Raw genomic sequence first — 21,970 nt, forward strand, 5'->3', positions numbered from 1 at the left:
AATAAAAAAAAGGTCGAATATTATCTCGACCTTCTCTCGACTCAATTTGTATTAATCAGTGCCACCATACATTCGAAGATATTCCGGTAACACTTTGACGGTAATTGGCGTATGGATGGCTTTTTCACCATCTGTATCAATGACTTTTGCTTCTTTTGTCTTTAATTGAAATCCGCTCGTCAAGATATGGGTAAAAGATGGATCATTGGCGAGACCAATTTTTTGAAGGATGACGTCCCGGATTGTCGTCAGATTTACCTCATCAACAATTACCAAATCTAGTTTTCCATCATTATAAGCTCCATCCGACAAATTCGTCTCGATTCCACCCAGTGATTCTCCATTTGCTGCCAGAATCAATACTGCTTCACCTGTCATATGACGACCTTCATCTAAAATTAATTCATATTCGAATGGTTTTGCTTCTAAACTCGAGCGAATCGTCGATAAATAATACCCCATCTTCCCAAGACGCGCTTTTTCTTCTGTATCGATCCCAATCGATGCTTCGGCGACGAGACCGACACCGAGAAAGTTCAAGAAATAGCTATCTCCGACTTGCCCAAGGTCGACTTGAACGACATGTTGCATAGCAATTGCTTCTGCTGCAAGCCGTGGCGCCATCGGTAAGCCAAGTGTTCGTGCGAAATCATTACACGTACCTCCAGGAATAATGCCAAGTATCGGGCGATTTTCTAATTTCGCTACACCATTGATCGTCTCAAAGACCGTCCCATCTCCACCGATGACGACGACAGCGTCAAACGCGGATGATTCTTCCGCAAAATGCATCGCATCTCCTGCTTGTTTTGTATTTCGAATGACGATCTCGTCGAACAACGTACTTAACGGTTCGATGACTTCTCCAAGTAATCCTGAACCATTCGTACCGGCTGTCGGGTTACTGATCAGTAATAGTTTCATTGGATGATGCCTTCCTTCTTCAAGTAATCGCGGGCGACCGCATTTGCAGTTTTTCCACCATACGCGACAGCTTCGTTCATTTTCGACATCTCTTCATCGGAAATCTTACCCGATAATTGCTCAAGCGCTTGTTTTACCTCTGGATACTCATCGATTGTCTCTTGACGAAGTAAAGGTGCTCCTTCGTACGGTGGGAATAATTGCTGATCGTCTTTTAAAACAAGCATGTCGTATTTCGCAATCTCTGGATCGGTCGAGTACGCATCAATGACATCGATTTCACCAGATTCAATCGCTTTATAACGCAATTTCGGTTCCATCGTGACGACCTTATTGAAATTGACATCATATTTATCTTGGATTCCTTTATAACCATCTTGGCGATCCTTGAATTCTAATGTAAATCCAGCCGTCAGTTGATTCGCGACCTGTTTTAAATCAGAAATCGTCTTTAAATCGTAGCGTTCCGCTAATTTCTTCGGAACGGCTACAGCATAGGTGTTGTTATAGTTCATTGGTGGCAATAAGGTCAAATCTTGTTTTTTCAGACCGGTTTTCGCCTGTTCGTATACTTCTTTTGCATCGTTTGATTTTGGTTTTTCATTCGTCAAACTAGCGAGCACCGTTCCTGTGAATTCTGGATAAGCATCAATGTCTCCTGACTCGAGTGCTTTATAAACGAATGTCGTCTTCCCGAAGTTTGGTTTGACTTGAACCTTTAAATCCGTCTCATCTTCGATGACGATTTTATACATATTCATTAAGATCTCCGGTTCCACGCCCAGTTTTCCGGCAACGACGAGATCTGGTCGTTCGCTACGGCCGAATGCGAAAGGTGCGATGACGATTGCGACCATTAAGACGACTGCCGTCACGAGACGTGCCGTCTGCCGCTTACGAGTTGCGACTTCCGTTTGGCGTAGTAAACCGTCAAATAGAAGAGCAAGGAGAGCTGCTGGAATCGCACCAAGCAACAGTAGATAGTTATCATTACGGTCAATTCCAAGGAGAATGATCGACCCTAGTCCACCAGCACCGATCAAGGCAGCAATCGTTGCCGTACCAATGATCAATACCATCGCCGTTCGAATTCCGGCCATCATGACAGGCAAAGCTAACGGAAGTTCGACTTTCCATAGACTTTGCATCGGGGTCATCCCACATGCGCGTGCCGCCTCTTTGATTGAAGGATCGACTTCGGCAAGACCTGTATATGTGTTTCGAACGATTGGTAATAAAGAATAGAGAACAAGTGCAATGATAGACGGGACTGTACCAATTCCGACAAGTGGAATCATCAGACCAAGTAGCGCTAATGATGGAATCGTTTGAATGACGGAAGTCACACCAATCGACCACTCACTCAGACGTTTATTCCGTGATAAGTAGATCCCAAGCGGAATGGCGATGATACATGCGATAAGTAACGAAATGACCGATAGTTGAATATGCTCAATTAACGCTTGAAGCAATTCACTTTTCCGATCTTGATACGTTTCAATCAAGCCGTTCATTCGACTTTCCCCCTGACTTGACGCATGAACTCTTGAACAAATGGATCATTACTCGCTAGTACTTCTTCCTTTGTTCCGATGAAAGCAATCTCCCCAGCATTCATCAGACAAATGCGACTGCCCAGTTTTAATGCCTCGTTCATATCGTGCGTAACGAATAAAATTGTTTTTCCAAGCTCTTCGTTTAGATGCAACAAATCATTTTGTAATTGTTCACGTGAAATTGGATCAAGGGCGGAGAAAGGTTCATCCATCAAGATGACGTCTTGCTCTGCTGCGAGCGCACGCATGACACCGACACGTTGTTGTTGCCCCCCCGAAAGTTCACTCGGATATTTCTTCTTAAGCGATGTGTTTAAACCTGTCAGACGGAATAATTCATCGACTCGACGCGCCACCTTTTCTTTGTCCCACTTTAATAATTCTGGCACGACACTGACATTTTCTTCGATCGTCATATGTGGAAAGAGGGCAATCTGTTGTAAGACGTAACCGATTCGCCGCCGCAATTCATGTTCGTTGATTGACATGATCGGCTCACCGTCGATCCAAATTTGACCCTCTGTGTGATCGATCAATCGATTGACCATCTTCATCGTTGTTGTTTTTCCGCAACCCGATGGACCAATCAAACAAAAAATCTCACCCTGATCAACGGTGAAGTTAACGTGTTGCACCGCTTTTGTTCCATCCGCATACGTTTTGCCGACATCTTTGAACTCAATCACTCCTCATCCCTCGTTTCCCCTGTTTATTATCTTTGTAAAATTCCCCTTTCTCTCGTATTCTAAAACCTATTTTGACCAATTGATCTCTCGTTTCCTAAACAATTTGTTTTACAACCGAATACTGATTCATCTTTACTAACACAAAAAAAGACGATGGAGTTTACCCATCGTCTAGTCTCGATATTCATTTATTCGAACGTTACCGTCACTTGGCGGCGTCCCCATTCTAGTGCTTCTTGTTTTGATCCTACTAGAAGGTCCATGATTCTTCCACGAATCGCACCACCTGTATCGAGTGCGATTGCGTCACCAAAACCTTCTACATGAACTTTTGTTCCAAGCGGCACGATAGATGGATCAACAGCCACGATCCGACGACCTTCATATGTAATCGTATTCGTGACGTCATAACCTGATGCCGTTAAGGCACGACCATTATACAAGCGGCTTCCATTGTTTTCTGGATTTGTCGTATACGCTGTCGTTTCAAATGTTACCGTACGTTTTGATGAACGATCCGTCTTCACTTGCTTCTGGCTTTGCTTCGCAGCTTGTCTAGCTCTCTTTTTAGCATTTGCATTTGCTTTCTGCTCCGCTTCTGCTTTTTGTTTGGCTACGGCTTGTAATCGAGCTCGCTTTTTTGCCTCAGCTTGTTCCCGCTTTTTTTGAGCAGCTTGACGTTTCATCTCTAACGGATTTTGTACGATCGTCTTCTCTGTTCCAATCCCGATTTGTGCCGCTGAAGCTTCATGATGCGGCAAAAGAATAAATATGAATCCCGCTAAACAGAGGGATAATAGGAATGATGTTCGTTTCATGTTGGTGCCAACCTTTCTCGCCGTTTTACGACCCGCACAACGTATCACGGCGACAAACCGTTTGAAAAGCGAACACCATGATTTGAAATATATCTGTCAAAAAGTAACGAAATGGTTACACGCTTACAAAAAACGCTCTCATTCGTTGTATAGCAACGTTTTTATATTTTGTAACCGTTCTGTTACGATTTATCTTTTGTTACTCTTTTGTAATAAATGTATCTTTTCGATGTTTTCAGTCATTTCGATTGACCTAACAACACTCCAGCCAATATCATATTTCATTATTATTCATTTTTTTGAATGAACATAAAAAAAGCACACCATAGTAGCTTGGTATGCTTTCATGTATTATTTTGTTTTACGTTCTAACAATTCGATCTCTGACTTTAACAAGACTTGTTTTTCAAATTCTAAGCCGAGTGCCTCAAAGTTTTTCGTATGGGATACATCACCGACGACCGTATTTGTCAATACAGCTGTTACTTCCGCAACCCAGCCTTCTTTTGTTTTTACCATATCACCAACGATATAATCGAATAACTCTTCTGTTTCTTCCATTTGACTCATCTCCTGACACGTTCAATTACAGTTAATCATATAAAATAACGACCAAAAAAGCTAGTCACGCGTCAATTGAGCTAAGAACTGGCGCAAGATTTTAGCGGTTAATCCCCAAATTAGATAATCCCCGTGCTCATAGAAATGCTCCGTGACTGTATACGTACGATCGAGATATGCTTCTCGATTCGCCATTCGTTCGGTCGGCACTTCCTTACCAGGGCGTATCCGCCACTCCATGTCCCCTTTGATTGGTTTAGAAGTCATCAATTCTGTCAAGGATACGAGAAAGACATGATCGACTTCTGCCGGTGAAGGATTAAAATCCGTTGCATGTAGAATACCAAGATACGGATAAATAATTGACCGGTTCGGTGTCACGAGTGGTTCGAGCGTTCCAATCACTTCAATCTCGGAAGCACTGACATTTAATTCTTCAACCGTTTCACGGATGGCTGCTACTTTCGGTAATTCACCGCCATCGATCCGACCACCTGGAAAAGCGATTTCGCCTGGTTGCGAACGTAGGGTTTTGGCTCGTACTTGAAATAACAGATAGACTTCGCCATCCTGTTCAACCAAAGGAACGAGTACGGCTGCTGCATGTCGAGGTAAACGTTCTTCTGAATCTACATAGTGTTTTCGGATATCGGCTAAGTTCACCTGCTTCATCGCCCTTCTTGTGCAACATGATGATACGCTTCTTCAAGATGGCGCATACGAACGATCAGATCCGCATTTTTAGCGATCCGGTCCGATAAAATCGATCCCGCTACCGTCTTGTAGTAGGCGTTTAAAGCATTGCGCTTTGTCAGATGAGCCTCGTTCTGACGGATATATTCCTTAAAATTCGCAATCAATCGTTCTGTCGTAAAAAGTTGTTCGTTCACAAGTTTCATCCTTTCACACGTCGAGCGTGTCATCAATAGTTTAATGGTAACGAGTTTTGGCTAAGATGTAAATTAAGGGGGGTTATCCGTGAATAAAAAATTAGATGTCCTCATTATTGGTGCCGGACCAACCGGTTTAACACTCGCACTCGCACTCTCGCGCTATGGATTATCCTTCCGCATCGTCGAACGTGCAAGTGGACCATCTGTCGTCTCCAAAGCCATCGGCATTCAAGCACGTTCCCTTGAATTGTTCGCAAGACTTGGCGTGGCAGAAGATTTAATGGAAAATGCGATTAAAATCAATCAAGGAAACCTCTATGTTAATGGTGCATGGCAGGCAAAGCTTGATTTTACTGATTTAAATACACCTTTTCCGTTTGTTACGCTCTTGCCTCAAAGTGAGACGGAACGGATTCTCGAAGCACGACTCGCCACTTACGGACATACCGTTGAACGAGAGACGGAATTAACAGGATTCGCTCAATTTCCAACGTTCGTTACTGCTACCTTACAACATAAAGGAGAGACAGAGACGGTAGATGCTTCCTTTATCATCGGAGCTGATGGCGCGAATAGCTTTGTTCGTCGAGAACTTGGACTTCCATTTAGCGGAAAATCGTTCAAAGAGTCGTGGGCATTGGCCGATATCGAAGTCGACTGGCCGCTCTCTTCCGAAGAGGTCCACATTTTCTTCTCTGATCATGGGGTCATCGAGTCTTTCCCACTTCAGTCGAATTTATTCCGCATTACGGGCAACCTAACGAGCGGACCTGTTCCGACTGATCATAAAGCGATTGATGATTTTTTACAAAATCGAGCCAAAGTACCGTTCGAGCTAAAAAAAGTCCATTGGTACTCCATGTTCCGTGTCCATAATCGAATTATCGAGAAATTTGGTCACCATCGAATTTATTTGATTGGGGATGCGGCACACATCAATTCCCCTGTCGGTGGTCAAGGAATGAATACAGGGATTGCTGATGCGATGAACCTTGCTTGGAAACTTTGGTGTGTGCATCAGTTCAAAGCGAGTTTTCCGTTGCTTGATTCTTACAGTGTCGAACGCCGCGAAGCGGCACAAGGTATCTTACGATCAACGAATTTAGCAACCGAACTCTTGCAAATCAACATTCCGTTTTTGTTGCCTCTACAAGAAAAAGTCATTCGAAATAGTCTCAAGATCGCACCCTTACATCATTTCGTGACGAATCGAATTGCTCAACTCAACAGTCACTACCCAGCAAGCCTGACCTTTGTCACGCAAGGACACTTCAGTCCATTGACACCTAAGCCGGGTGAACCGATGCCCTACAGTGAAGTCGTACATCCGCGGACGAAAAAAAATGAACTCTTGTTACGTCGCGCGGATCGAAATTTCTTATTACTGTTGTTCTTACCAAAAAACGCAACTGACGATCTTCTTGAGCCATTTAAGGAACTCGCCTATACCTATCCAGATCTATTTGAGACAGTACCCATCCATCAATCCCTTAAAGAGGATGGCGTCGTCGATCAAGGTGGCGAACTCGCACGACGCTTCGGCATTAAGCAATCCGGACTATATTTGATTCGCCCTGACGGTTATATCGCGTATCGCCAGCAAGGTTTAAAAAGTAAATCGTTCGCCCGTTATGTTGAACGTTTACTTTATGCGCGCTAACTCGGTATGATAGAAGATGAGGTGAAGGCAGATATGGATATACAACTGATTCGAACGATTTTGATCATTCTTCTGATTGTGGCATTTCTTGTCATCGTCAGTAGACGAGCGAAGGAAAATCTTCGATGGTCGCTTCTCGGAGAAGCATTCGGTGAAAAAGGAGAAGATTTATTGAAGGATGCTGCTCGACTTGAGGCAGCTGATCTAGACATTCGAGTCGAACGCGGCGTCAAGACTTCGTTTTTATTCCGACGCTTCAGTAAAGATTTAGACGATCGCGTAGCGGTGTATGTCTTAAAAGAAGACCTGGATCAAGCCGAGAACATCCTTGCGTCTCGACCAAGACGATAAATTTAAATGAAAGGCAGTGAAGCGTTCGCTTCACTGCCTTTATTCATTCCTGTTGCTGCGCGAGATAAAACGCGACTTGTTTTCGTTCTTGCTCTTGAACAGGAGAGGATTTCTTTGAAACAATGAACGCTCGCACATCTTTGAATGTATGACCCGTCGGAAATTTAATTCGTTCCGTCCGCATCTGTGGTGCATTCGGAAAAAGTGTGATGCCATGAATCGGTATGACGATCCCTTGTTTTTTTAGCGTTTTTCGAACCATTTGGACAATTCGTTTCGATTGATTAATCGGATGGGGTGAAAACACCTTTTTCCCATGCATAGGATCGATGACATGACAGGATTCTTCCGTCATCCATTCTACGACTGCATCGTTTTGCAACACAAGAAACAACCCTTTTGGACCAATCAAAGCAAAGGGAATGATAATCGTTTCAGTTAGACGTATACGTTCAAATAACATCCAATCAAAACGACATACATGACGGATTTCATTGCAGAGCGCATCTGTTTCATGCGTCATCGTATTCACTTGCTTACTTGCAAAAAAGCGACGGCGTGGTGGTGCCGGAACAGAAGCAGTCATGACTTGTAACATGATTCATCATCCTTTGTAATATGTATTAGTAGTTATCTTAACACCGTTTTCGTATACATGACGATTCTTTCAAAAAGAAGGAAATCAAAAAAGACATTTCTGACGATTGGCAGAAATGTCTTTTTTCATTAGTCTTGATGAGGGCGACCGAAAACCGCCTTCTCAAGATTCGAAATACGACGTAACATATCATAATTGGATGAACTCGACACTTGTGGTTCAACGTGTTCAACACGACGCTCTTCCCGTTTTTCTGGTTGAGCAGGTGCTTGTTTCAACGCCTCATTCTCTTTCTTCAGACGCTCGATTTCACGTTCGAATCCTTCATAGTCTTTAATGATTTGATCCAAGTATCCATCGACATCCTCGATGACATAGCCACGGAGGCCGGTCTTGAATTCCTTTTTGTAAATATCGTCCGCTGTCAACAATGGCTTATACATCCTCTTCACTCCCACTGATCATTGTATTGTAATTCTTGTTCGAGCCAAGATAAATCATCTTGTGTAATCAAAAATAACTGATAATCGGATTGTTCCATTTCCATTCTAGCACGCTCTACTAAAAATTTCGCTGATCCTCCATGCTCTTCATCAAAAACCGACAACAATCCTTGGCTTTTTTGGATCATGAATTCAGTTTTATTACGCAACTGCGATGGATCCGTATACGGTTTCTGACTGATTGCTTCGACAAAGTCAGCTTGTTCAAGAATCGAAAGATACTGTGCTTGGACTGGTTCTTTCCAGCGCGCTTCCTGTTCTAAAAACGGCAAGAGGATACCAAGATGAATATCTGGATACTCTTCTTTTAATTCAAGAACGACCTCGCATGCCCAGATTTCGCATCCAGGCGAGGCATTCGTAATGAACCACTCTGTTCCACGGTCTTCAATCAAGCGAATCATCCGCTCTCGGTATGCTGCCTTTAAGACCCGGATACCCGGGTGTTTTTGATCAAAGATGCCTAGTTCATTTGGTTTGTATCCTGTGATGGCGACTACTTTCACGAGTTACACTTCCTTTTTAACCGACGTTCTCGATGATCCAGTTCAGCTAATATTCGTTCTTTTTTAGTGATTAACCAATGATGCCGTTCGACGTGTTGTCGTGCTCGTTCCGTATAATCATAAGCAAGCACAGGATTTTTTGCAATGTGCTCTGCCCACTTCGCAAGTTCGAGATACCCCAAGTAACTATCGCTTTTTAAAAAGCAGTCTCTAGCTTGTTCATGGTTCTTCATTTTTTTATGCAAATACCCTTGGCGTAGCCATCCTTCTGCTGATAATTCTTTAACCTGCTGAAAATGAGCATGGGATCCTTCATGGATTCCAAGATCCGCTAACCAAATCGCGATGTTCTCTTGAATAGGAGAAGGTGCTTCCGCCCGATGCGTGACAAGACGGTTACACGCATCATACAGTCCAACGAGCGTTAAACAGTCATCTAGATGATGTTGCAAGACGCCCGTCATGATTTCCGGTTGCTGATGTTCGACATATTGGAAATAATGCATTGGTGCCAAAAAACCAGGTAGGTCACCTTCCCGCTCGAATCCAATCCGCTCTTCCATCGCTGTCAATCGATACGAGTCATACATTCCTTTAAAAATGCGCCGCGCAACATGGAGTAAATCAAGATGACCGACTTTCGGTAATCGTGGAACACGTTCCCGAACGAAAACGTGTCGTGTCTTGATTTGCGGCCAATCAAAGCTTTTTCCATTATAGGTCACGAATCGGACATCATCCCCGATATCATGCAGGAAGTGATGGTAAAAGGCAGCCTCAAAGTGCGGATGCGGTAAGAAATATTGTCGCATCAACAATCCTCCCTGCTCAAAGCGCGCAAACCCGAGTAAAAAAATCGTCGTTCCGGCTCCCCGCAATCCTGTCGTCTCCGTATCAAAGAAGATGACCTGCTCAAGTGGGACATCCAGCGCAAGTGGTGGATGAGGAAGCTGTAAAGACTCATACACTTCGGCAAAACTCCGGTCTCCATGCCGGTCCGTCAAAGCATAGCGTTTGTCGATCCTGACAATCCACTCTTGTTCGAATGTTAAGATATCCGCCCCACGATCAATCCAGGCTTGTTGCTCTTCAGTCCATCCGCTTGTTGGCTTTAGCGTTTCCACTTCGAGGACAGAAGGCTCTATATTCTCCGATGAGACGTCTGATGTAGATTTCAGCATTCGTCTAAGACGATTTTTCATGATAATTCCTTCTCCATTTCTGCTAACAACTGAATCGTTCGTTCTTTCTCGTCTGCTACGCCGACCATGCCGATACAAGCAGGACAACCGTCCTGGCAAGGACATGTGACAATCGAATCACGCGCTGCGCGTAGCATGACACCGCGTTGTTTGTAGATTGATTCCGCGAGACCAACGCCTCCAGGATAACGATCATATAGATAGACGGTCGGTTGCTGCGTGTGTGTCGCCTTGACTTGCGGCACGACGAAGACATCACTAGCGTCACACATCAAATAAAGCGGAGCAACACGTCGTAAACTATTTGCGACACCTTCCAACACTTGTTCAAGCTCCGTCGAGGAGCGTGCATGATCGGGTAAGGTGAACCAGACACCTGTCGTATGAATCTCTCGTTCTGGTAAGTGAATCGGACCAGACCCGATGTTCTCATGTGTTCCGAACTTGATCTTCTTGAACATCGTCGCCATCCCCCGAACACTGACATCTCCACGCGCAACACTGTATTCTCCCTCTGCATACTGTTCATCTTCTTCGAGAACGGAAAGGTCGACTGAAAAATTAGCATCTGTATAATAATCAACGTCTACTGCACGGACGAATGCTTTTTTCTCCTCAAAATCCAAGTACTCGACTTGGTATTGATCGGCCCCATGCAAATAAATGGCCTCGTCATGTAACAACGTCATTGCACTAAAGGTATCCATCTCGCCGATGACTCGATTCGGTACCTCGGTCTGATCGACGATGATGACATTCTCTTGATCACTGGACCGTAGCGATATCCCGTGTGCTGGAAACGCGTCATTCATCCAATAAAAACGATCGCCTCGCTCGTGCAGGACACGCTCTTCGACTAAGTACTCGAGGATGTCTTCCGTCTCAAGCGTTCCAAATGATTCGCCTTTCGTAAAAGGCAGTTCAAACGCCGCACATTTGACGTGATCGACGGCAATGATCAAATTATCTGGATCAAGTCGCGCTGCTTCCGGGGATTGATTCAAGAATAACTCTGGTCGTTCCGCAACATATTGATCGAGCATACCAGATGAGGCGACAAGAATGATTAGTGCATCATCTTGCCGACGCCCCGCTCGTCCTGCTTGTTGCCAAAGTGAAGCAATCGTACCCGGATAGCCGTTCATGATACACACTTGCAGTTGACCGATGTCGACACCGAGTTCAAGAGCATTTGTCGAGACGATACCTGTGATTTCTCCTTGGCGTAACCGTCGTTCGATATCGCGACGTTCACTTGGTAAATAACCACCCCGATACCCTTCGATGGATCGAGGACCAAGCTCGTGCGGATAGATACTTCTCAGATACGTCAGTAAGACTTCGACGCGGACGCGAGACCGTGCAAAGACGATTGTCTGAAACTTGTTCTTGATGAAGCGCATCGCTAATTGTTTTGTCTCAAGTGTCGCCGAGCGTCGAATACCGAGTTGTGCGTTGACGATCGGTGGTTGATAGACGAGAAAATGTTTACGTCCTGTCGGCGCACCATTCTCATCAATTAGTCCGACTGTTTTCTCCGTTAATCGTTCGGCTAGTTCCTTTGGATTTGCAATCGTTGCACTTGTCATGATGAAGACGGGATTACTGCCATAATACCGACAAATCCGTCGTAAGCGACGAATGACATTCGCGACATGACTGCCAAAGACACCGCGATACGTATGAAGCTCATCGATGACGATATATTTTAAGTTCTCAAATAGTTCGATCCATTTTGTATGATGTGGTAAGATTCCGGAATGTAGCATATCTGGATTCGTAATGACGATGTTCCCGGCTTTTCGTACTTTTGTTCGAATCGTCGGTGACGTATCTCCGTCATATGTGAAACAACGGATTGGAGCCTCTAATTGATCGATCAGTTCAAGTAACTCACTATTTTGATCTTGTGCCAGCGCTTTTGTCGGGTACAGATACAACGCTCGTGCATTTGGATGTTCGAGCAAGTGTGATAAGACCGGTAAATTAAAACAATAGGTCTTTCCCGAGGCGGTTGGTGTGACGATGACCGTCGACTCGCCTGCTTGTACGCGTTCATACGCCAATCCTTGGTGACGGTATAACTGAGTGATGCCACGTGTCCGGAGGGCTTGGCGCAAGCGTTCCGGTAACTGTTCTGGAAAATCGACATAGCGTCCCGCTGTCGCTTCCATCGTTTTCATATACGTAATCCGCTCCATGAATGAACGGTCCTGTTTCAATTCTTCAAGAAATGCAACGAGCGTTTGTTTCGCTTGCATGCCTTCACTTCCTTCCACTTTTCATTATACAAAAAAAGAAGCAAGACCAAAGAACGATCTACTCGTCTTTGGTCTTGTCTTTCTTTACAAGTCGTGCTTATGGTGTTGTAGAATTCGTAGCGTCGTTTCCACGACCATTATTTCCATTATCATTCGAGTTGTTTCGTTCCGTTGAACCGTTCGAATTGTTTTGTGCATTCGCACCATCATTTGAATTCGGTGTATCTGTTGACGGTTCATCCGTCGTTGGTTCGTCTGTCGTTGGCTCGTCCGTTGACGGTTCGTCCGTCGTTGGCTCGTCCGTTGTTGGCTCGTCCGTCGTCGGCTCGTCCGTCGTTGGCTCGTCCGTTGACGGTTCGTCCGTTGACGGTTCGTCCGTTGACGGTTCGTCCGTTGACGGTTCGTCCGTCGTTGGCTCGTCCGTTGACGGTTCATCCGTCGTTGGTTCATCCGTCGTTGGCTCGTCCGTTGACGGTTTTTCTTCTTCAGGATCGGTGACCGTTACCGTCGTCGAGACTGGTCCCGATTTTTCTCCTGACGCTTTCGCTACAACTTGGAATATCGAGCGACCTGGCTTTAATCCACTGATACTGATTCGATTCGTCGTACTCGTTCCGACTGTCGATGATTTACCATCAGCATCTGTCATCTTTACTTCAAACGATACATTATCATACCCATTGGCACGAAGCGCAGCGTCATTGTAGTTCCAAGTCAGTTCACCGCTCTTTTTGTCTTCATCGTAAGATGCTTGTAATCCAGTCGGAGCGGGTACTGTCTTTTTTTCAACGACAGGTTCCTTCGTCCCTTTCACGTATAATTCGTTTCCGATACTGAGGACAGAACTTGGTTGTTCAAATGGCGCTGGCGTTCGATCGCGTGTTTTCGTGATGAAATCTTTCCAGATTTGCTGTGCCATCGTACTGTTATATGGACCACTGAGTCCGGATCCATTGTTGTTTCCTGATTTTGTTGTTCCTGTCCAGACACTGATCGAGACATCAGATGTATATCCTGCAAACCAGACATCTTTATAAGCATTAGTTGTCCCTGTCTTACCGGCTGCATCAAACGACAACCCAGCACTTGGGAACGTACCGCCTGGTTTCAAGACATCACGAAGCATATCCGTCAACATATAAGCTGTGTAGTCTTCCATCGCCTTTTTCGATTTGATTGGTGACTTGATTTTAGATCCGTCACTGTACTCAATCGATTTAATGACGTGTGGTTTGATATAATCGCCCCCATTACCCAGTGTTGCATAAGCTCCTGCCATCTGAGTCGTATTAAAACCATGCTTCATCCCACCAATTGCATAAGCTGGTGAAATCGACTCATCGTCTTTCATTTTCAAGCCAGACTTTTCAGCGAATGCTTCGACTGCATCCCCACCAATTTCTTGGAACGTCTGAATGGCAGGTGTGTTAGCCGAGATTTTCAACCAATGACGAATCGTATTCGTACCACGATATCCATCATAATAGTTTCCAATCTCTTTTCCGTTGACTTCTGTCGGCTTATCCGTCAATTGTTTCGCAGTCGACCATTTGTCATTTTCGATGGCCGGGCCGTATGCGAAGAATGGTTTTGCGGATGATCCCGGTTGATGGGGTTCATTTGCATAGTTTCGTCGCGCTGTTCCTTTACCTGGATTTTTACCATCGACGACTGCAAGAATTTCTCCGGTTTGCGTATTAATTGCCGTAGCAGCCGTTTCAGCATATTCCGGTAATTGAACGATTTGATCTTTTTTGATCGCTTCGTTCATATAGTCATGCATCGGCTTATCAATCGACGTATAGATCTTTAACCCTTGACCATAGATATCTTTTCCTTCTAGACCAAAATCATCTTCTAACTCTTTTGATACCATGTCGAAGATGACACTATCATATGATTCATCCTTCGTTGACTTCGGCGCCGGATTGATTAATTTCGAAATTGGTTGTTTAACCGCTTTATCTCGTTGCGCTTTTGTAATGACGCCTGTCGTTTGCATCGCATTGAGGACTTGCGTCTGACGCCATTTCGTTAGCTTCGGAGATCCTTTGATTGGATCATAAGCTGTCGGACGTTGCGGTAATCCCGCGAGCATTGCAGCTTCCGCATAATTCAACTTATCAACTGATTTATTGAAATAGGCTTTTGAAGCGGTCTGGATGCCAAATGAGTTTTGACCATAGTAGTTTTTATTCAAGTACATCTCTAAAATCTGATCTTTCGTATAATCCTGCTCTAAGCGGATCGCAAGCCATTGCTCTTGGACTTTCCGTGTGATTGTTTTATCAAAGCTGAGGAATGATTGTTTGACGACCTGTTGCGTAATCGTCGAAGCGCCTTCAGAACCAAATCCATCGGTGACGTTCGCGATGATGGCACCTCCGAGACGGCGGAAATCAATCCCGTTATGCTGATAAAAACGACGGTCCTCGATCGAGATGAATGCGTCCTTAACGACTTCTGGTACTTCATCGATCGACACATATTCTCGGCTCGTTCCACCTTTTGTGATTTCCTCTTTATTACTTGCATAAATCTTTAACGGTAAAGCATCACGAAGCTCTGCTTCATCAAGCTCAGGTGCCGTAGCAATCGCATAAGCCGCAAATCCGCCTCCGATCAACATCATCAAGATAAATAATCCGGTAGCAATCAACAATAACTTTTTCCAGAGTGGACCTTTCCCACCGGATCCTCCACCTGATTTTTTCTTTTGGGGACGTTTCGTCCGTTTCATCTTTTTTTCAGATGACTTCGTCTCTTCACGACGTGCGACACGACTTCTTTCCATATGCTATCCTTCTCCTTCAATCAAAAAGTGTCTGAATTGAAATATAGTTCGTCCACTGCCTTTAAATAATCGATAGCAGGGTACGCGCCAGTCTCGACTTTGATACCGTCTTGTTCGATGATCGTCAGCGGAATGGATTTCCGTCCGCTTTCGAGTTGATCCCACCAGGGGAACACGTGCTCGACTGAAAGCACATATTGCACATTATACAGACTGAATCGAATGATGACAAAACAAATTCCTCCATGTTCGACACATTGACGCATGTGTGCGATTTGATGGGGGTGAAAATTTTTTATCGGGAAGGACGTTTTATTCGTCGTCTCCTTCGCTTCGAAATCAATGTATTTTCCACGGTACACGCCATTATAATCAGTCGTCGACGGTTGCTTGAAGTAGGCTTCCTTAACGACCGCTGCCGACCGTTTCGGATAATCCACTTGAACGATTTGTAACGGAGTGGGTTTCTTGTGAATGATTGCCCGATTATGAGTCAGATAAAACGTATTACTTTCATTCAATAATTTTTCGAGCGTCATCCCACGATTTGAAAAGGTTGAATCGGTTGATCGTGCCTTCTTGATTCGGGTTCCGTGCGACTCGAGTGGCTTTTGAAATTTTTTCCCATTCGGGTAATTCAAAACGATTCCCCTCCTATCGCGTTTATTGTACCATGATATGTGATTGTACCGTATCGGCCGAGAGGAGTAGTTAAAAACCAATGACAATTGAACCGTTATTACAAGAGATTGAACGTATATATCAAGAAGGACGTGCCGGAACCGAATATGACTTCAATCGAGACGTCGTACCGTTCGTCGAACGAGCAGATCAACTGATTGCGCAGTGGCAAATGAATGCCCAAGATAGTCCTTACTTACGTCCGAGCATGGTCGAAAGTGCTGTGGATCAACTGAAGCAGATTTCTGTCCAAGCCTTTCAGCCGAAGACGAGTCTGAAACGTTTCAATGAAACGATTAAATCCGTCCGCTATATCGATCGATTGATGAATGGCGAAGAATAATAATTAAAAACAGGAATTATCTTCCTTGAGTCGAACACCTAATCTATAAGGGAATGTTTCACCGGTTTCACTTGCCAGGCTATAGCTTTTCAGTCGCCTAGCGTGTAAAGTGGCATCAAGAGCATTTCTTTCTTAAGACTGTGTAATTATCGTGCAATTGGAGGAGATTCATTTGAACAAACGGGTACAATCGAACGTCAAAGGCGTTGATGTCAAAGGATTTCCTAAGAACTCAACCCCTGCCCCGAAGAAATACATCATGTTCGTTGACGAGACGGGAACACCTAAGGGGAATACACAATTCAATCTAACAGGTGTCTTGATGGAATATAAATATGCCATCGATTCGGATGAGACGGGCGAACCGAGTCCGCTTCGTCAACGTTTGATGGACTTCAAGGCAAAAGTCTTTGAGGATCCACATATTCCGCTTCATCTCAAAGAAATTTTAAAAGCCGAACATCCATATGGAAAAGAAGACGGGATCACGATCGATATGTTGCGTCACTTCTGGATTGCCTTACCGGAATTTTTAGTTGATATCGATTGTACGATCGTCAGTGTCGAAGTCGATAAACAGAAGCTGCAAGACTTCTTCTCGACACCGAAGGATCCGTATGTCGTTGCCTTCGCTCATCTGATGAAATCGTTCTATTCCTTCCTTGATGAGACAGAAGCGACGAGTGCACGTGTTGTGCTTGAAAGTCGTGATGATTATCAGAACTTGCTGATTCAAAAGGCATTCTTCGATATTTTCAATTCAGGAACGGTCCATCTCGACGTTGAAAAAAGCCGTCAAAAAATCAAGGGCTTCATCTTTGCTGAAAAAGACAGCGACCTCTACCAATCTGGTCTTGAGATTGCCGATTTGGTCTGCTTACCTTTGTCCCGCGTCCGTCGTGGTGTCATCGAGGTAAAACCACGGTTTGTCCATTATGGGGACGAAAACCGGATTTTTAAAGCCATCAAAGATAAAATTTACATTCGCCGCGATAGCCCGGACCAAGATTTCCGAAACTGGGGTTTCAAAAAAGTACCGATCACGAAAAAGCGTCGTGAATGGTCCGATACCCCTTGGAATGGTTGATGACTCAAAAAAAGTGGATCCGATAGGGATCCACTTTTTTTATGGTGTCGCTAATCCTTTTGTCCGCTTTTTCCCTTCTCGACACATGTCGAGTAACGGGCAAGCTTCACAGTTCGGACGTTGTGCCTTACAGTGATAACGTCCAAAGAAGATGAATTGATGATGGAGTTTTGACCAACGTTCTCGTTTGAAACGGCGCATGAGTGTCGCTTCAACCTGTGTGACATTATCCTTCCACCGACAGATTCCGAGACGTTTCGAGACGCGCTCGACATGTGTATCAACCGCAAATGCCGGGACATCGAAGGCGACAGACAAGACGACGTTCGCCGTTTTACGCCCGACACCAGGTAATGCTTCAAGTCCGGCTCGTTCCGTCGGGACTTCACCATCGTGTTGCGCAAGAAGTTGTGCCGCCAGTGCCTTGATGTTTTTTGCTTTATTCCGGTATAATCCAAGTCGTTTGATCTTGTCCTCGATTTCCTCAACCGGCGCCGCAGCAAGTGAAGCAGGATCCGGATACGCAGCAAATAATCCAGGCGTCACCTGATTGACGAGTACGTCGGTCGCTTGCGCACTCAGTGCGACCGCGACGACCAGTTCAAACGGATTGCGGTGAATCAACTCGCAAAATGCATCCGGAAACATCTCTTCTAACGTCGCTTCAATCCGATCGATTTCAGCTTTCCGTAACATCTACTCAGCCTCCTCGCCCGGCAAGATCCTCAAGTGTCTTGATGCCTTCGCGTTCCCATGTTCGTAAAATTTGATTGATATAAGTCATCTTGCGAACGTTATGATAGACCGCTTCTCGAAGTGCAGCGAGCACCAGCTCTTCCGAAATGTTCTCGATCGTCAACCACTGAATGATTTGCTCCATCTGAAACGGTGACATCATCCCGAGTTCCCGCTCGAATTGTTGGAAGACGGATGGGTTGATTGTATCAAAGTTCGGTGCTTCCTGTTCCGGTGGTGCCATCAGTTTTTCGTAAAGCGGTACAAGCGAATAACGTTCTGATCCGTTGACGTTCTCCATCGCTAGTAATCCTTTTTGTAATAAACCGAGTGTCGTCTCGATTGTTTCCGTCTCGGATAGTCCAAGTCGATTACTTAACTCTTCCGGAGACGGCATCTCCATGCCTTCCGCCCGACAGGCAAACAGTTGACCAATTAACGTGAACTCGACAAAACTGATACCTAATCGTTTCGCCTCGGTGAACAACCGTTTTGGTAAGACGACCGTCCCTTCCTCGAATAATTGCACTAAATTATGATTCATCGTAATTCCTCGATTCTCTAGTCTAAACAAGAAATCGACCCGTCGAGACGATGGGTCGATGTTTTTCCTTACTGCTTATGGATAGAGGCGGTTCAGCAGACGTGGGAACGGAATCGTTTCCCGAACGTGCTCGACGCCTGTAATCCAAGCAACTGTCCGCTCCAAACCAAGACCGAAGCCACTGTGTGGAACAGAACCGTATTGACGTGTTTCAAGATACCATTTATAGGCACCCGTCTCATCAAGACCATGTTTCTTCATCTCAGCGAGAAGTTTGTCATGATCTTCTTCACGTTGTGAACCACCGACGATTTCCCCGTATCCTTCAGGGGCAATCAAATCATCACATAAAACGAAATCTGGGTTTTCCGGATCTTCTTTCATGTAGAACGGCTTAATTGCTTTTGGCCAATGCGTGATGAAGACAGGGCGCGCAAAGCTGTTTGCGATCGCTGTCTCATGTGGTGCACCAAAATCATCCCCGAATTCGATATCGTCGAATCCTTGCTCTTTGAGCATGTCGATTGCTTCTGTATACTTGACGCGTGGGAACGGTGCTTTAATGTTTTCAAGGACCGTCAAGTCACGTCCAAGCAACTCAAGCTCCGCACGGCAGTTCTTCAGTGCCGATTGCACGAGGTGCGAGACGTAATTTTCTTGGACTTCGAGGTTCATCTCGTGATCGTGGAATGCCATCTCCGGCTCCATCATCCAGAATTCGATCAAGTGACGACGTGTTTTTGATTTTTCAGCACGGAACGTCGGACCGAACGAGAAGACCTTTCCAAGTGCCATTGCTGCCGCTTCCATGTAGAGCTGACCAGATTGTGAAAGATATGCATCTTCATCGAAATATTTCGTATGGAACAATTCTGTTGTTCCTTCTGGCGCACTACCTGTTAAGATTGGCGGATCCACTTTGATGAATCCTTCTTGGTTGAAAAATTCGTACGTCGCACGAATCAATTCATTCCGAACGACCATGACCGCATGCTGACGCTTTGAACGTAACCAGAGGTGACGGTTATCCATCAAGAAATCCGTTCCGTGTGCTTTTGGTGTAATCGGATAATCGATCGCTTCATGGATGACTTCGATTTTTGAAATTTCCATTTCATGACCGATCGCTGTCCGACCGCCATCTGATTTGATGACACCTGTTACCCAAAGTGATGATTCCTGTGTTAAGCCTTTTGCTTGTTTAAATAAGTCTTCGCCGACCGTTTCTTTAACGACGACACCCTGCATGAATCCAGAGCCATCCCGAAGTTGGAGGAAGGCGATTTTACCACTCGAGCGTTTGTTTGCTAACCAACACCCAATCGTCACTTCTTCTCCTACATATTTATTTACATCCCGAATCATTGTTTTCAACAGTCAACATCCTCTCTCTATTAAACGGCTGTATGGGCCGTGATGAATCCTTCAATCCGGTCGAGTGCCTCTAAGACACGTGCCGGATCCGTTGCATAAGATAGGCGGACATAGTCCGGTGCACCAAATCCTGAACCTGGAATTAAGGCAACCTTCGCTTCAGATAAAACAGCTGTACACCAGTCATCGACATTATCGAATCCACACATCTCAGCAGCTTGCTTTGCATGTGGGAACAAGTAAAATGCCCCTTCCGGCTTCAGACACGTCAATCCTTTAATCTCGATGAGTCGTGCGTAGATTTTTTCAAGTCGTTCTTCAAAGATGACACGCATCGCTTCGACCGGTGCATCACCCTCTGCATACGCAGCAACCGATGCTGCTTGCGCAATCGATGTCGGATTCGACGTTGAATGGCTCGCTAAGTTCGTCATCGCTGCGATGATATCTTTAGGTCCAATCGCATACCCGATCCGCCAGCCTGTCATCGCATGTGATTTTGAGACACCATTGATGATGACCGTCCGTTCGCGCATTTCTGGTAAGGACGCGATCGAGATATGTGTCACACCGTTATAGAGCAACTTTTCATAAATCTCGTCACTGATGACGAGTAAATCGTGCTTGATTGCAACATCTGCTACCATCTCAAGCTCTTCTTTCGAATAAACCATCCCCGTCGGATTCGATGGTGAATTCAAGACAAGTGCTTTCGTCTTCGGAGTGATATGTTGCTCGAGCAATTCCCGTGTCACTTTGAAGCGAGACGATTCGTCCGTCTCGAGAATGACAGGGACACCGTCACTGAGTTTAATTTGCTCTGGATAACTGACCCAGTATGGTGCTGGGACGATGACTTCATCGCCTGGGTCGAGAATCGCTTGGAACAATGTCGAGAGCGCATGCTTTGCGCCAGAAGCGACCATGACTTCTGAACGTTCATATGGCATCCATAAGTCACGGCGTGTTTTTTCAATGATCGCATCCTTCAAGGCAACCGTTCCGCCAGACGGCGTGTATTTCGTATCGCCTGCTTCTGCTGCCTCGAATGCTGCTTGAATGATGAATTCCGGTGTATTGAAGTCGGGCTCTCCCGCACCTAAACCGATGATGTCTTGACCTTCTTCACGTAGTGCCTTAGCTTTCGCAGTGATGGCTAGAGTCGTAGATGGTGTCAATTGTCGTACGCGTTTCGATAACATGTCGCCCACTCCCTTTACTTAATTCGTAATCGTTTGATGAAAGAACCTTCTTGATACGTGTAATACGAATAATCATAGCCTGTCTTCGTCTTTGAAACGATCTCAATGACAGCACGGTCCTCAAAACCGTATTTAGCAGACACGATATCTCCGAGTTCCGGATGATCCGCGATGACCGTTTTAATGGCAATACCATCAGCAACTGGTCGCGTCTCAATCGTTCCTTTTTCCGGAACAAACGCCCGTACCGCCTGTCCACTCTGCTTCATCGTAAAAACGACATATTGGCGTTTTCCGCTAAAGACAGATTCGAACCGGACGTCTGTCGGCTTTAGTTCTTTTTTCAGACGCGTCTCTGCTTGTTCCGCGACGCTCTGTTCTCGGTCTTTTGCCTCAGCGATCGTCACCTGATAAACAGCTGTTCCAAGAACAGCCAAGATGAGGAGTGCACTCAGTAGAGCAAGCGTGACTTTCCACTTCATGTGCGATAGATGGTGAAAACCATCTGCTCCTTGTCTTTTTCATCGAGAGCAAGACCGAACATTAAATCTTCCGTTTTCAGCGTCCGGTTCAATAAGTCGACGATTTTATACGTATCGTCATGGCGGTTCACTTTGACGGTCGCAAGTGTTTCAATTTTTGAATCCATCTGTATGTCCTCCCTCATTTTTCTCTATCTATTATAATGCGA

The 21,970-nt window shown here is 45.1% G+C and carries 24 protein-coding genes; 4 read left to right on the top strand and 20 right to left on the bottom strand.

Annotated features, from left to right (window positions below):
• Positions 1-51: 51 nt before the first annotated feature.
• The 7 genes from ASG02_RS06590 to yvfG all read right to left on the bottom strand — a co-directional run bounded on the left by ASG02_RS06590 (position 52) and on the right by yvfG (position 5,435).
• On the bottom strand, positions 52-924 hold the full coding sequence (locus ASG02_RS06590; protein WP_056062134.1) for a diacylglycerol kinase family protein: 873 nt from the start codon (positions 922-924) through the stop codon (positions 52-54).
• The gene (locus ASG02_RS06595; protein ID WP_056062137.1) at positions 921-2,438 is read right to left on the bottom strand and encodes an ABC transporter permease/substrate-binding protein; all 1,518 of its coding nucleotides are present in this window, start codon (positions 2,436-2,438) and stop codon (positions 921-923) included. The genes ASG02_RS06590 and ASG02_RS06595 overlap by 4 nt, the downstream gene beginning before the upstream one ends.
• Entirely contained in the window at positions 2,435-3,166 is a 732-nt protein-coding gene (locus ASG02_RS06600) for an ABC transporter ATP-binding protein (protein ID WP_035407287.1), read from the bottom strand. Before ASG02_RS06600 ends, ASG02_RS06595 begins: the two co-directional genes overlap by 4 nt.
• A gap of 188 nt (positions 3,167-3,354) precedes the next feature.
• Entirely contained in the window at positions 3,355-3,984 is a 630-nt protein-coding gene (locus ASG02_RS06605) for a 3D domain-containing protein (protein ID WP_056062140.1), read from the bottom strand.
• A 351-nt stretch (positions 3,985-4,335) separates the two neighbouring features.
• Positions 4,336-4,545: a hypothetical protein gene (locus ASG02_RS06610; protein WP_023468601.1), complete on the bottom strand. Its 210-nt coding sequence runs from the start codon at positions 4,543-4,545 to the stop codon at positions 4,336-4,338.
• Positions 4,546-4,605: 60 nt separating this feature from the next.
• Entirely contained in the window at positions 4,606-5,217 is a 612-nt protein-coding gene (locus ASG02_RS06615; RefSeq protein ID WP_056062143.1) for a CoA pyrophosphatase, read from the bottom strand.
• A complete protein-coding gene (yvfG, locus tag ASG02_RS06620) occupies positions 5,214-5,435 on the bottom strand; it encodes a protein YvfG (protein ID WP_035407279.1) in 222 nt (73 codons plus the stop codon). The genes ASG02_RS06615 and yvfG overlap by 4 nt, the downstream gene beginning before the upstream one ends.
• 88 nt (positions 5,436-5,523) lie before the next feature.
• Between yvfG and ASG02_RS06625 the strand changes: the two genes are divergently transcribed.
• Positions 5,524-7,098, top strand: coding sequence for an FAD-dependent monooxygenase (locus ASG02_RS06625; protein ID WP_035407276.1), 1,575 nt, complete (start codon positions 5,524-5,526; stop codon positions 7,096-7,098).
• Positions 7,099-7,131: 33 nt separating this feature from the next.
• On the top strand, positions 7,132-7,449 hold the full coding sequence (locus tag ASG02_RS06630) for a hypothetical protein (RefSeq protein ID WP_056062146.1): 318 nt from the start codon (positions 7,132-7,134) through the stop codon (positions 7,447-7,449).
• 43 nt (positions 7,450-7,492) lie between these two features.
• Here ASG02_RS06630 and ASG02_RS06635 read toward each other — a convergent pair whose 3' ends face one another.
• The 7 genes from ASG02_RS06635 to recU form a co-directional block, all read right to left on the bottom strand.
• Positions 7,493-8,047 carry a nuclease-related domain-containing protein gene (locus tag ASG02_RS06635; RefSeq protein WP_035407270.1) on the bottom strand — a complete coding sequence of 185 codons (555 nt, stop codon included), beginning with the start codon at positions 8,045-8,047 and terminating at the stop codon, positions 7,493-7,495.
• 128 nt (positions 8,048-8,175) lie between these two features.
• Complete coding sequence (gene gpsB, locus ASG02_RS06640; RefSeq protein ID WP_035407267.1) at positions 8,176-8,490, bottom strand: cell division regulator GpsB; 315 nt, start codon at positions 8,488-8,490, stop codon at positions 8,176-8,178.
• Between the two features lie 5 nt (positions 8,491-8,495).
• Positions 8,496-9,056, bottom strand: coding sequence for an SLOG family protein (locus ASG02_RS06645; RefSeq protein WP_035407264.1), 561 nt, complete (start codon positions 9,054-9,056; stop codon positions 8,496-8,498).
• The gene (locus tag ASG02_RS06650; protein ID WP_056062148.1) at positions 9,053-10,258 is read right to left on the bottom strand and encodes a ribonuclease H-like domain-containing protein; all 1,206 of its coding nucleotides are present in this window, start codon (positions 10,256-10,258) and stop codon (positions 9,053-9,055) included. The genes ASG02_RS06645 and ASG02_RS06650 overlap by 4 nt, the downstream gene beginning before the upstream one ends.
• Positions 10,255-12,519, bottom strand: coding sequence for a DEAD/DEAH box helicase (locus ASG02_RS06655; protein WP_056062151.1), 2,265 nt, complete (start codon positions 12,517-12,519; stop codon positions 10,255-10,257). Before ASG02_RS06655 ends, ASG02_RS06650 begins: the two co-directional genes overlap by 4 nt.
• A gap of 97 nt (positions 12,520-12,616) precedes the next feature.
• Positions 12,617-15,313, bottom strand: coding sequence for a PBP1A family penicillin-binding protein (locus ASG02_RS06660; protein ID WP_056062154.1), 2,697 nt, complete (start codon positions 15,311-15,313; stop codon positions 12,617-12,619).
• Between the two features lie 20 nt (positions 15,314-15,333).
• Positions 15,334-15,960: a Holliday junction resolvase RecU gene (gene recU / locus ASG02_RS06665; RefSeq protein WP_035409519.1), complete on the bottom strand. Its 627-nt coding sequence runs from the start codon at positions 15,958-15,960 to the stop codon at positions 15,334-15,336.
• A 74-nt stretch (positions 15,961-16,034) separates the two neighbouring features.
• Here recU and ASG02_RS06670 point away from each other — a divergent pair, with 74 nt between their 5' ends.
• Together ASG02_RS06670 and ASG02_RS06675 are read left to right on the top strand one after the other, a co-directional pair.
• Positions 16,035-16,337 carry a DUF1798 family protein gene (locus ASG02_RS06670; RefSeq protein ID WP_035407253.1) on the top strand — a complete coding sequence of 101 codons (303 nt, stop codon included), beginning with the start codon at positions 16,035-16,037 and terminating at the stop codon, positions 16,335-16,337.
• A 172-nt stretch (positions 16,338-16,509) separates the two neighbouring features.
• On the top strand, positions 16,510-17,424 hold the full coding sequence (locus ASG02_RS06675) for a DUF3800 domain-containing protein (protein WP_023468614.1): 915 nt from the start codon (positions 16,510-16,512) through the stop codon (positions 17,422-17,424).
• Between the two features lie 39 nt (positions 17,425-17,463).
• On the opposite strand, the gene nth is transcribed toward ASG02_RS06675, so the two are convergent.
• The 6 genes from nth to ASG02_RS15420 form a co-directional block, all read right to left on the bottom strand.
• Entirely contained in the window at positions 17,464-18,120 is a 657-nt protein-coding gene (gene nth / locus ASG02_RS06680; RefSeq protein ID WP_023468615.1) for an endonuclease III, read from the bottom strand.
• 4 nt (positions 18,121-18,124) lie between these two features.
• On the bottom strand, positions 18,125-18,703 hold the full coding sequence (locus ASG02_RS06685; protein ID WP_023468616.1) for a DnaD domain-containing protein: 579 nt from the start codon (positions 18,701-18,703) through the stop codon (positions 18,125-18,127).
• A 75-nt stretch (positions 18,704-18,778) separates the two neighbouring features.
• Positions 18,779-20,077 carry an asparagine--tRNA ligase gene (gene asnS / locus ASG02_RS06690; RefSeq protein WP_035407248.1) on the bottom strand — a complete coding sequence of 433 codons (1,299 nt, stop codon included), beginning with the start codon at positions 20,075-20,077 and terminating at the stop codon, positions 18,779-18,781.
• 20 nt (positions 20,078-20,097) lie between these two features.
• Entirely contained in the window at positions 20,098-21,279 is a 1,182-nt protein-coding gene (locus ASG02_RS06695) for a pyridoxal phosphate-dependent aminotransferase (protein ID WP_056062156.1), read from the bottom strand.
• Positions 21,280-21,293: 14 nt separating this feature from the next.
• Entirely contained in the window at positions 21,294-21,761 is a 468-nt protein-coding gene (locus ASG02_RS06700; RefSeq protein ID WP_056062159.1) for a hypothetical protein, read from the bottom strand.
• Positions 21,758-21,928: a YpmA family protein gene (locus ASG02_RS15420; RefSeq protein ID WP_012370646.1), complete on the bottom strand. Its 171-nt coding sequence runs from the start codon at positions 21,926-21,928 to the stop codon at positions 21,758-21,760. The genes ASG02_RS06700 and ASG02_RS15420 overlap by 4 nt, the downstream gene beginning before the upstream one ends.
• Positions 21,929-21,970 lie beyond the last annotated feature (42 nt).

Source organism: Exiguobacterium sp. Leaf196, from assembly GCF_001423965.1.
In the GTDB taxonomy this organism is placed as follows: Bacteria; Bacillota; Bacilli; order Exiguobacteriales; family Exiguobacteriaceae; genus Exiguobacterium_A.